This window comes from Bradyrhizobium sp. 157 (genome assembly GCF_023073815.1).
GTDB lineage: Bacteria > Pseudomonadota > Alphaproteobacteria > Rhizobiales > Xanthobacteraceae > Bradyrhizobium.
In genome coordinates, this window is record NZ_JADPKF010000009.1 from 1 (window position 1) to 11623 (window position 11623).

The 11623-nt window shown below is 56.4% G+C and carries 10 protein-coding genes and 1 pseudogene; 10 read left to right on the forward strand and 1 reads right to left on the reverse strand.

Annotation, left to right across the window (positions count from 1 at the left end; all coding sequences use genetic code 11):
* The 7 genes and pseudogenes from IVA95_RS01220 to IVA95_RS01250 all read left to right on the forward strand — a co-directional run.
* Positions 1–242, forward strand: a pseudogene (locus IVA95_RS01220) (IS110 family transposase); the annotation flags it as partial.
* A gap of 801 nt (positions 243–1043) precedes the next feature.
* A complete protein-coding gene (locus IVA95_RS01225; RefSeq protein WP_247508837.1) occupies positions 1044–1457 on the forward strand; it encodes a heme-binding protein in 414 nt (137 codons plus the stop codon).
* A 35-nt stretch (positions 1458–1492) separates the two neighbouring features.
* Positions 1493–2296 (forward strand): SDR family oxidoreductase, encoded by an 804-nt coding sequence (locus IVA95_RS01230; protein ID WP_247508838.1) that lies wholly within the window; start codon positions 1493–1495, stop codon positions 2294–2296.
* A 108-nt stretch (positions 2297–2404) separates the two neighbouring features.
* The gene (locus IVA95_RS01235; protein ID WP_247508846.1) at positions 2405–2866 is read left to right on the forward strand and encodes a nuclear transport factor 2 family protein; all 462 of its coding nucleotides are present in this window, start codon (positions 2405–2407) and stop codon (positions 2864–2866) included.
* 993 nt (positions 2867–3859) lie between these two features.
* On the forward strand, positions 3860–6340 hold the full coding sequence (locus IVA95_RS01240; RefSeq protein WP_247508839.1) for an NB-ARC domain-containing protein: 2481 nt from the start codon (positions 3860–3862) through the stop codon (positions 6338–6340).
* A gap of 677 nt (positions 6341–7017) precedes the next feature.
* Positions 7018–7653, forward strand: coding sequence for a hypothetical protein (locus tag IVA95_RS01245; protein ID WP_247508840.1), 636 nt, complete (start codon positions 7018–7020; stop codon positions 7651–7653).
* A 1034-nt stretch (positions 7654–8687) separates the two neighbouring features.
* Positions 8688–9125 carry a hypothetical protein gene (locus tag IVA95_RS01250; protein ID WP_247508841.1) on the forward strand — a complete coding sequence of 146 codons (438 nt, stop codon included), beginning with the start codon at positions 8688–8690 and terminating at the stop codon, positions 9123–9125.
* A gap of 142 nt (positions 9126–9267) precedes the next feature.
* On the opposite strand, the gene IVA95_RS01255 is transcribed toward IVA95_RS01250, so the two are convergent.
* Positions 9268–9510, reverse strand: a complete 243-nt coding sequence (locus IVA95_RS01255) for a hypothetical protein (protein ID WP_247508842.1) — start codon at positions 9508–9510, stop codon at positions 9268–9270.
* A gap of 134 nt (positions 9511–9644) precedes the next feature.
* On the opposite strand from IVA95_RS01255, the gene IVA95_RS01260 reads away from it, so the two are divergent.
* The 3 genes from IVA95_RS01260 to IVA95_RS01270 all read left to right on the forward strand — a co-directional run.
* Complete coding sequence (locus IVA95_RS01260) at positions 9645–10307, forward strand: SOS response-associated peptidase family protein (protein WP_247508843.1); 663 nt, start codon at positions 9645–9647, stop codon at positions 10305–10307.
* A 204-nt stretch (positions 10308–10511) separates the two neighbouring features.
* A complete protein-coding gene (locus IVA95_RS01265; protein WP_247508844.1) occupies positions 10512–11030 on the forward strand; it encodes a GNAT family N-acetyltransferase in 519 nt (172 codons plus the stop codon).
* Positions 11031–11161: 131 nt separating this feature from the next.
* On the forward strand, positions 11162–11623 hold a 462-nt coding region (locus IVA95_RS01270), incomplete at its 3' end, for an IS110 family transposase (protein ID WP_247508845.1).

Genomic DNA, 11623 nt, shown 5'->3' on the forward strand with positions numbered 1-11623 from the left:
GCGGCAATCGCTACCTGCGCGCGCTGTTCGTGCAAGCCGCTTGGGTTGTGCTGGTCAAGATCAGGTGTTGGGAGCGCTATGGCCTCAACTCTTGGATCCGAGCCGCCAAGAAACGATTGCATCACAACGTGCTGGCGATTGCGCTCGCTAACAAACTCGCCCGAATTGCCTGGGCGGTCCTCAACAAGGGACGCGCCTTCGCGAGCGTCAAGACGGAGGAGACAGCGTCCCAACCTGCTTGACCCTCGCGCCGTGCGCGGGGCCGTCAAGGCGCAGCCTGGCAGCAGAGAGCAAGACGTCAGGAAAGCACGACGGCCGGCCTTGACGACCCCTTGCGCGCGGCGCGTCTGCGCGCGCAGGCCGGGACGAAGGAACGACCGCCAGGCACAAACAAAGGAACAGCGCGAAGTGAGGAGCTATCGATGACGTAACAACACCCCTTACCCGCCGAGGTCTGCGAGAAGATGAGACGACGATGGAGAATCGGTCTTCCCGGCGCATGCGAACACTGGTGACCCAAATGGCCCGGTCGAGGCCTGTCCGCTAACCAGATCACATGCGCGCTGATATCCATGATGGCCCGGAGCACTGCGCTCCAAGCAGAGGCCGGATACATTGATGCAAGACCGCATCTACCGGATCGTCGAAATCTTCTTGCACCGCACGGCCGGACCATACATTGGGTCAATCTCGTTATTCTGACTATGCGCCGATCACTTCCGGTCTACCCCCGATAAGCAGACATTTTCCGATCCGGTCGGCACTTCGTATTTGTGCCAGTAGCGGAAGTGGTCGCTTCCTTCGATCACCTCATCTGCTTGGGCAAACGCAACGTGTCCGCCCTCCGTGTGCTCCGTCGGCATGGCCAGTCGGCTTCTCCACGCAGGGGTGACTCATCTTGCCAGTCACTTTGGTGCTGCTTGAAGTCTCCCACCCAGTTAACAACGATTAGCACGGCTTTGCAGCATTGAACTCGTCATCTCCGTTCTAATGCTCGATCATTCCAGGCATTCCAACCTCGCACCTTAAAGGAGGATGCTGTTTTGACACTCAGTTCGCATCAAGCCCATGTCATTCTTGATCGTGCAGAAGCCAAGGCGCGTGAACTGGGCCTTTCAGTCGTCGTCGCCGTTCTTGATGGAGGCGCTCATCTCAAAGCGTTTCACCGGATGGATGGTGCTGTCCTGGCATCGGTCGACATCGCAATCCGTAAAGCCTCCACCGCCGTACTGTTCCAGGCGAATAGCGAAGACGTCTGGGAGTACTGCAAGCCAGGCGCACCTGCCCAGGGCCTGCAGCTGACCAATGGCGGCCTTGCCACGTTCGGTGGCGGAATCCCACTACGCGCAGCCGATCAATCGATTGTCGGAGCCCTGGGCATCTCCGGCGGAAGCGTATCCCAGGATGTTGAAGTCGCACAGGCGGCCCACGCCGCCTTCGAAACTGAACGTAACTGAAACCAACCTCACATCGTCTACGGAAGGAGCGACATATGACTAAAACTATCCTCATTACCGGCGCAGGCTCGGGCTTTGGAAAAGGCGCTGCGATTGGTCTGGCCAAGGATGGCTACAACATCATCGCAACGGTTCACGTCGCCTCGCAGGTGACTCCGTTGCGTGAAGAGGCCAGGGCAATTGGCTTGAACAACTTTCGCGTCGAGCGACTCGACCTGACGGACCCTTACGACCTTGCGCATGCTCAGACATTCGACGTCGATGTTCTCTGGAACAACGCCGGGATGGGCGAAGCCGGTCCTGTTTTTGAGATGCCGCTGGACCTCGTGCGCAGGAACTACGAAGTCAACGTCTTCCTGCCGCTGCAGCTTACGCAAGGGTTTGTACGCAAATGGATCGACGCTAGGAAGAAGGGAAAGATCGTCTTCACTTCGTCGATGGGCGGCCTTTTCACGCCGGCTAACTGGGGCGTCTATGTCTCCACCAAGCATGCCCTGGAATCTGTAGCAGAAGCCCTGCAACAAGAGCTCAGACCGCACGGCATCAAGGTGCAGACTATTAATCCAGGTGCCTATTACACCGGTTACAATGAGACAATGGCCGACGCGCCATTCCGTTGGCTCGATGACAGCAGGCACGTCACCCGACGCGAGGACCTGCGCAAGGAGTTCGACGGCTTCCTCTCCGCCCCCGATGGTCACCTCGACGCTCGCGAGATGATCGGACGCATGATCGAAATCGTCCCTTCAGACGTGGGCAAGTTCCGCAATGTGGTCCCAAAGGCTGTCGAAGACATGCTGAAGGCACACCAGCTCGCGGCATGGGAAAATCAGATCTGAAGGCCCTACTCACATCCTCAATCGCAAAGCACCGCAAACCAACGAAACTGAAGGAGCAACATCATGCTGACGCAACATGTCATCGCAACAGTCGGATTTCTCGCAACCATGGCCGCAAACGCCGCACTCGCCGAAACTCGGAATACCAGTAGGGAGATCGAAAATAAGGCTCTCGTCGAGCAACGGTTCAAAGCATGGGCTTCCGGAACCGGAAGTCCGTATGAGATACTTGCTGACGATGCAACATGGACCATTACTGGAAACTCGCTGGCTTCGAAAACATACAGCAGTCGCGAGGCATTCATGAGCGAGGTTATCAGACCGTTTAACGCTCGCATGAGCGTTGGCCTGAAGCCGACAATCCGAAGCATCTACGCCGAGGGCGAGACGGTCATTATTCTGTTCGATGCCAAAGGAACGGCTAGCGACGGGCAGCCCTACGAGAACACCTATGCCTGGTTCCTCGATGTCAAGGACGGCCAGGTGAAGAAGGCGGTCGCATTTTTCGACAGCGTCGCCTTCAACAACCTTTGGCAAAGAGTCCAACCGGTTCAGAGCGCAGTGCGTTAGCTATTAATCGGCGACCCGTCCACCAGCGCATCTAGGACGGGTCGAAGCGACCTTAACGCCGATGGCACCGTACCATCCGGGCCGGAAACAGCGATCTCGCAAACGCTTAGCGAGGTCGTTGGCTTCCTACAACCACAACTAGCGCCAGCTCCCCTTCTGCAAACTAACATTTAGGAGGACGAAGGCGGCTAGGCCCGTGCTCGTGCACAAGACGTTGACCCACGTCGCTGGCAAGCTAGTCCCGTGTGCTCAAGCAATAAGCACGAACGATTGACCATGTGCGCAGCGCGCCGTACCACCGAACGCGGCACGGTGTCACATTCGAGCAATACCTATTACTCCGGTCTATTTGTTATTAAGTCTGCTATTCAATTGGCAATCCATACCGTAATTTCCATCACTGCCCGACAGCAAGCAGTCGACAGCCGTTTCGCTGTCATCCTGGCCGCGCCTCGGAGAAAGTAGCTCGCATCCTTCCAACCCCACCAGAAGGTCCCCGACAAGAAGCGATTGTCCTCCGTAGCAAGGCGTTGCAGCCAATGCATGCCAACGGCTCACTCGCACCGAGAAAAAGAGCGCATGACGAATCCCTCCCCCCGACCTGAGCAAGGAATTGATTTCGGTCCATTTCGACTCTTGCCAACCAAGCGATTGCTCGAGAAGGAAGGAAACCCAGTTTCGTTGGGCAGTCGGGCCCTCGACATCCTTATAGTGTTGGTCGGGCACGCCGGCGATGTCGTAGAGAAGAACGAGCTAATATCAAAGGTATGGCCAAATACTACGGTCGACGAGAGCAGCCTGCGCGTTCATATGACGTCGTTACGCAAGGCACTCGGCGATCGGAGCACAAGCGGGCGTTACATTGTAAATATTCCGGGACGAGGATACTGCTTCGTCGCCCCAATCACGAACCGGCCAGCGCCCCCGTCACCCCCTGTCTCATTGCCGCAAACTTCCGATCTCTACGGACGGCTTCCACCATTGCTACCGAGAATGATCGGACGCACCGAAGTCATTCAACGGCTGTCGGAAGACATAAGAGATCGGCGACTCATAACAATTCACGGTCCCGGCGGCATCGGAAAAACTACAACCGCCACCGCGTTAGCGCATGCTCTTCTCCCCAAGTTCGACAATGCAGTGTCATTCATTGATCTGGGTGTGATCCACGATCCCAATTCGATTCCTGGCGCCCTCGTATCGGCGCTGAGCATACCCGTTCAATCGACAGACACAAGTTCGGCCGTCGTCAATTTTCTCCGCGATCGCAGGATGCTGCTTATCCTCGATAGCTGCGAGCATATGATTGATCCGATAGCAAATCTGACAGAGCGCATCATTCAGGAGGCGCTAAGCGTCAACATCATCGCGACCAGCCGAGAGGCTCTTAGAATAGAGGGCGAGCATGTCCATCAGCTTTCTCCACTTGAAAGCCCACCAGAAGGTGAGGAGCTGACGGTTGAGCAGACTTTGTCATTTCCGGCAGCTCACCTCCTGATCGAGCGAGCGACCGCAAGTAATCACCTCTTTGAAGTAGATAATCGCGATGCTCCGGTTATTGCTGAAATCTGCCAGGGACTCGACGGAATTGCCTTGGCGATCGAGCTTGCCGCCGTCCGAATTGGCAGTCACGGGCTGCGTGAGACGGCAGAGCTGTTGGGACAACGGATGAAACTGTCGTGGCGCGGGAGACGAACCGCACAGCCCCGGCATCAGACAATGACGGCTATGCTTGATTGGAGCTACAACCTCATCGAAAGCAGCGAACAGACCGTGCTCCGCCGGCTCTCGGTTTTTACAGGCTCTTTTACTCTCGATGCCGCCCAAGCAGTCGCAGCGGACGATACTTTGGACTTGGTCAGGGTGACCAACGCGTTGGAGCAACTCGTCTCAAAATCTCTCGTTTCTACATCGATGCTCCTCGAAGGCTCGATCCGCTACAGGCTGCTCGATACGACGCGAGCGTATGCCAGTGCGAAGCTCGAGGACACGACCGAACTGACAGCTATTAAGTTGCGCCACTCGAGCTATTGGCTCAATCGACTACAACGCACTCAAGCGAACAGGGCTGTAACCGGCTATTCGCCAGGTGACGATATCGTGATCGGCGATCTCGGCAACATCCGTGCAGCGCTGGAGCATTGCTTCTCAGACAGTGGTGACGCGGCTGTCGGCGTCGTGCTCGCTGCAGCATCAGCCCCTGTCTTCATAACCTTTTCTCTCCTAAGTGAGTGCTGTCGTTGGACCGAGCAAGCACTATCGGTCCTGACCGAAGAAGCGCGGGGCTTACAATGTGAGATGGAGCTTCAGGCGGCCTATGGCCATTCGGTGATGTTCACAAGGGGCAACAGCAACACTGCGCTGGCGGCCCTCACAAGAGCGCTTCAACTGGCGGAGGCTCTAAACAATCGATTCTACCAGTTCCGGCTGTTGAGCGATTTGCATATGTTTAGGCTTCGAACAGGACGATTTCACGAAACTCTCGTGTTGGCTGAGCGAGCCAAAGCCGTTGCCGATGAAATCGGAGATCCGGTCGGACTGTCGGCAGCGCATAGGCTACTCAGCAATTCTCACCACCTCGTTGGAGATCAGATCAAAGCGCGTTCGTACCTGGAAATTTGGCAACCGCCTCCATCACAAGTCCAAGACACGAGCGCATTCAACGCAAGTCGCGTTCCGCGGATCGGCTTGAGCCGCGTACTTTGGATAATGGGCTATCCAGATCAGGCCGTAGAAGCTGCCAGGAAAGCCGATCTTGAAGCAATTAACGTCAAGAGCCCCGTGCCCGTAAGCATCGTGAACATATGGGGTTCATCCGTCTTAGGGTGGATTGGCGATTGGGATGCGGTCAACGAACGCGCGGAACGGCTGATCAAGTTTGCACGAAAATACTCTCTAGAGCCGCACATTAACATAGGCCACGGCATTAAGGGAGCCGTGCTTATCCATGGCGGGGAAATCGATCGCGGCATTGAGCTGCTGCATACTGCATTACTAAAGCTGAGAGCCGATCGATATGAGATGTATGCACCTGGCCTAAGCTTGTACTTGGCCGAAGGCCTAGAACACGCCGGTCGCCTGGAAGAGGCACTCTCCGTCGTCGATGAAACGATCGCGATTGTGAATTCCAATGGCGGCTCGGCAGAGTCGCCCGAATTCCTGCGCGTTAAGGGCGCAATTTTGGTGAAGATTGGTAATTTGGCTGAAGCGGAAGTCTGTCTGAGAAACTCGCTAGATTTAGCCGAACGGCAATCGGCCCTCTCATGGCAACTTCGAACTTCTACCAGCCTCGCAAATCTGAAGATAAGCCAGGGGAGCATAGACGAAGCGCGAACAAATCTAAGCAGATTGTACAATCGCTTTACTGAGGGATTTCAAACCAGCGATTTGATCGCGGCTAAACGAGTCCTTGATGCGATTGATCCCACTCCAGTATCGAAGTTGAAGAAATCTCCAAAAGAGAGAAATTTATAAGTAGTGTCTTCTGGTTTGGGCTGAGAGCATTCTTTGGATCGCCGAAAGCTAGAGTTTTCCGGCCTTGTTACGATGGCGTGCGGATCACGTGGATGTCCGCTTCGGGTCATTTTCGGAAGTCGACGCCCGCATCGGCGAGGGCTGCTTTGCCCCTATAAACAGACTTCGTCAGTCCGGCCTGTCAGGTCCGAAAAGTGCCACGAGCCGTAATGCTCGCAGCAAGCAAATCACGTCAGCTCTGCCTGCGAAAGGAGACCCGAGAGAGACCACGCTCAAGCTCATTCTGACTAGTCCGCGACGCACGATTAGGGCGGGCAACATGGTCCATGTGATCAAGGCGGCCTCTTCTCCATGTGTTGCAAATACTCGATCCTGTCCAATGCGCGCCCAGTCCTGCCACTGGCAAAAAGGGCAGATCAAGGGCGTCGCGAGCTGCTCGCGTCGAATGAGAACTCCTAGCCCCATTGCTCAAGAGTTGTAGAAGGCCCGGCGCTCGTGATCGGCCGACTTGTACACGGTCGACAGCGGGGAATTTTGCAGCATAGCACCCGCCGCGATTTTCCTTGAAAGCACTCTTGGACTCAGAACTGTCGCATTTCATTCCCCGGGGAAACCGGTAAGCTGAACGGACTCAACGGTGTTGATAACGCCCGGTCTTCCCCTAACGGAGAAGGATCATGAATCGCGACTCCGTGTCAGGAAAAACCCATCGGATGCGATCTTTGTGGGCCGTCTTGCTCATCTTGGTGTTCCCCGTCCACTGCCTTGCCGGTGAAGGGAAACCAATCAGGATCACCGTGGCGGCCGACCACACGAAAGCCAACGGGAAACCTTGGGACGGTATTCCAGGCCTTGGCGCGGGCCGCGGTCCGACGGACATTCCCATTCTGAACAAAGATGCGCCACCGGATCTGGCGGTCTGCGTCGTTCGTTTGGAGACGCCTCCGGAATGCAGCATGAGGTATGTGAAATTAAAGCAATATTCGATTTGCCAGAACAGCTATGAGTGCATTTTTGAGCGGGTGAGCATCCCCGATGGTCCTTTCGGGCTCATCATTCTGGATTTGGACTCACGACGGCATGACCTAGTTGGTTTGCTTTTGATGACTACTGGGAAGGCTCTTACTCTTGACCAGCGAGCCGCTTTGGAAAGTGAGATTCGGAGACGAGCCGACCAGTTGGCACCCCCTTTTTCCCGAGGAGAGAAGCAACGCAGGTTAGGGGAGATGCTTGTTGTCCCCATGGACCGCTGCGCCGAAGCAAAGGGATGTAGACTCGTCCAATCCGAAATCCGCGTGACCTCGGAGGAGTGATCCTTGCAGGGGTAGTTCCCATACCGTGCGGTTGGCCATGAGCGCGTTAGTCAAGGAGCGCGAGGCGTTCGGCGACCGGCGCGCTCATCGAGGGCTTCTCCTGCTGCGCCGGCCCGTAGGCCTTCCAGCGCCCCAACGACCGGAGAAGCCACGCGCCTGTTGGCGAACGTGATGAAGGCGAATGCGAACTCAGCAACTTTGCCTTTTGCCATGGGTAACTTGCCGGTAGGAGACACCATGCCGGCTCAGGGGATAGCACCAGAGATGCATCTCAGTAGTATTAAATGTCAAGCAGTGTCGGCACCGCAAGTATTTCAAAGTTAAATAGCCGGACACGGAGGGCGGACGGCGTGAGGCGATGTCCGTTTGGGTCCAGAAAGCGACATCGTCGACATGGACGCACAGGTCCGCTTAGTCCCCATTAACGACAACTATGCACGGGTAGCCCCAGTCGGTGGGCTTACTTGTGATCTGCCGGAATCAGAGAGGACCACGGCGACAACGAATGGTCAGTTCATCGTTGGCGAAATTCAGCGCCGTGGGGCCGAAGCTATCATCGCGCGGTTCAAGGAACTCCTGGAGTAACTGACGTGGCGCTTGTTGGCTGGTCATCGGCAATACCTTTAGGAGCCGCTACGGAGTCCGCTGGTGCGTTTCTGCCTCCGATGCTGTCCACCCGCGTGGAGCCGGTCTGACTCCTGTACGGACTCGACAGGCGCTCCTGCAGCCATTTGGCGATGGCAGTCAGCAGCCCGTCCGTACTACCACGGAGTTCTCGACTCCACTGAAGGACTGTAGGCTTTGTTGAGCCATTCGGGTGGGTGAACCCGTTGTGGCAAGGCCCGATGTGTGTCGTCCCAACGTCATGCATCGGGCCGCCTTTCAGTGTCTCCTCCGCCATCCTCACGTGTCTTTGAAAGCAGGACCTGAGTTCTGTTTTCAAATCGGCTTTGACAGCGTCTCCGATCGGGCATCGAATGCTCAATGCCGCCCGCGTTTCGTGGGCGGTCAACGAACCAAGTTGGGAGGAGACCATGGGTGAAATCAACCGGCGATCTGCTCTTATGCTCGGTGTCGCGACAGCGGGCACTGCCCTTGTTGCAGCCGATCCAACGGTGGCTCAGCCTTACCGGACCGATGAAGGCAAGGAGATCGCCCCGGGTGTCCGGGTAGTGGAGGTAAGCGAGCGCGAAGTGATGCACGGACGCGACTCGGTACTCCCAGCCTATAAGCGAATTAAGGTCGTTGACGTGGTCTCACAGCCGAAAGCAACGGAAAAGAGTGACGCCATGCGAAACGACATGGTTTGCCTCTGCCTCGATGGTGAAATGCGGATAGATCATCGCGATGGTCATGCGTTCACGGTCAAGAAAAACGACGTATGGACCTGTGTCAAAGGGGAGCCGGAAGACACCGAGAACATAGGGAATCGCGCCGCTATCATGCGAGTCATCAATCTGATACCTGCCTGAGAACCCATACGCGGTTCCGGCTCCAACAAACGCTCGGCTGTCCCCAACACCGGGGAGGGTCCGAGTTGGGTCAAAAGGCGAAGTTTCTTCGTGATCAGCGCGTGTCTGCTTTCGCCTCCAAAGCGGACCCAGACTGCACAACCTAACTTCGGGACTTCCGCCAGCCTCCCGCCCGCGCATCTGCCTCGGAACAAAACCATCGCTCGCCTGAGAACCAGTTAATCCGAGTTTGAGCGTAATACTCCTGCCCCGGTGAGTGATAGATGCGCTCGCCCGTGTTCTTGCTGATGTTGCCCTTGATGGAGCAACCGACGAGGATTGGCCCGAGCTCCGTCGCCGCGATGATGCCGCCGACGGCTGCTAAGCCGATGATCGTCGGGAACATGCCGCGAGACCTTGGAATGATGCGCCCCCTCAGAATGGCTCTTGATCTCGTTGATTGGAAGTCGAACCATCATCCAAAATCATTAAGCAACTAAATCTCCATTTCATCGCCTTTTATGAGAAGCTTCCGATCCCATGTGCAATCTCTATTCCATCACAACAAACCAAGAAGCCATCCGTGCGCTCTTCCGCATCATGAACCGCTATGTCGGCAACCTGCCGACAATGCCGGGCGTGTTTCCCGATTATCCGGCGCCGGTCGTTCGCAATGCGGGCACCGAACGCGAGTTGGTCCTGATGCGCTGGGGCATGCCACCACCCCCACGTACTGGCGGGCCGCCCGTGACTAATATCCGCAATACCTCCTCGCCGCATTGGCGGACTTGGCTGAAGCCGGAAGGCCGCTGCCTAGTGCCGTTCAACAGCTTCGCTGAGTATGCACCCGAGACGAACCCCGAGACCAAGAAAAAGGACGTCGTCTGGTTCGCGATCAATGACGATCGGCCGCTGACCTGCTTTGCTGGTATCTGGACCGAGTTCAAAGGCGATCGCGGCACGAAATCGAAGCCAATTCCGGGGCCGCATCACGTCTACGGCTTTCTCACCACGTCGCCGAACGCCATCGTCGAGCCAATCCATCCCAAGGCGATGCCGGTGATCCTGACGACCGACGAGGAACGGGACGTTTGGATGCGCGCGCCATGGGGTGAGGCGAAGGCGCTGCAGCAACCGTTGCCAGATGACGCGCTCAAGATTGTGATGCGCGGTGCGGAGAAGGAAGATCGCGGGGCGGCATGATCAGAAGGACCAGTCAATGTCCGCTTTGCTGCGCATTACAGACTGAACTCGGAAGCCGAGCTACGTCCGAAACGTGCCAACAACGGACCTCAAGAGTATCGAAATCGAAGGGCCGATCGCGCACCTTTGCGTCGTTGCCACATGTGCTCTGATATTATAGCGGTCTCGCTGATAATGAAGCCTGATGCAACGATGTGAGTAGGCATGATCAGGAAGGCTGAAAAACGAGACGCGTCTAGTTTGGCTGCGTTGAGCATAGAAGTCTGGTTGAACACGTATCTCCGAGATGGAATCAGTCCAATATTCGCGGACTATGTTCTTTCAGAATTCACAGCGCAGAAGTTTCGAAACTCGATCGGCGATCCCAATCTGGCAATCTGGGTATCAGAAAACCGGATGGGAATTGATGGTTTCGTGGCAGTTTGTTCAACGGCCACGCCCCCACTCGCCAATTGTTCACCGCTGGAAATCATGACCCTGTATGTTCAACCCAGGCACCAGTCGAATGGACGAGGCGTCGCGCTGTTGCATCGTGCCTTGGATCACTGCAGGGGACATGGAGGCGAAAACGCTTGGCTGAAGGTCAATGCCGAAAATAGCCGAGCGATCGACTTCTATCTTCGGCATGGCTTCAATAAGATCGGCTCCACGCATTTTGTGATCGCTGATAAGGCTTACGAAAACTATGTTATGGAAACAGACCTTCGGCATCCAGTTGCCTGACCTGCGACGATGGTGAAGCTGTTCCTGCGGATCGCAGCATCAAGAACGTCCGCTAATGGGATGGTCCGGCCGTGCTCCGGCCCTGCCAGCACGAGAAGCTGGCAAGGGGCGCTCAAGACAAGGAGCACGCCATGTCTCAGAAAATCAACGCAGCGATCGCCGTGATCGGCATCGATATTGGCAAAAACTCGCTCCACATCGTGGGTCATGATCACCGCGGTGCCATCGTGCTGCGGCAGAAGTGGTCACGCGGCCAAGTGGAAACGCGGCTCGCCAACCTGCCGCCGTGCTTGATCGGTATGGAGGCCTGCGTAGGCGCCCATCATCTCAGCCGCAAACTCCAGATGCTTGGCCACGACGCCCGCCTGATGCCGGCGAAGTACGTGCGCCCGTATTCGAAGGGACAGAAGAATGACTTCCGAGATGCGGAAGCCATCGCCGAGGCTGTCCAACGCCCGACGATGAAGTTCGTCGCGACCAAGACCGCCGAACAGCTCGACCTTCAGGCACTGCACCGCGTCCGCTATCGATTGGTCGGTCAGCGTACCGGCGTCATCAATCAGATCCGTGCGTTCCTGCTGGAGCGGGGCATC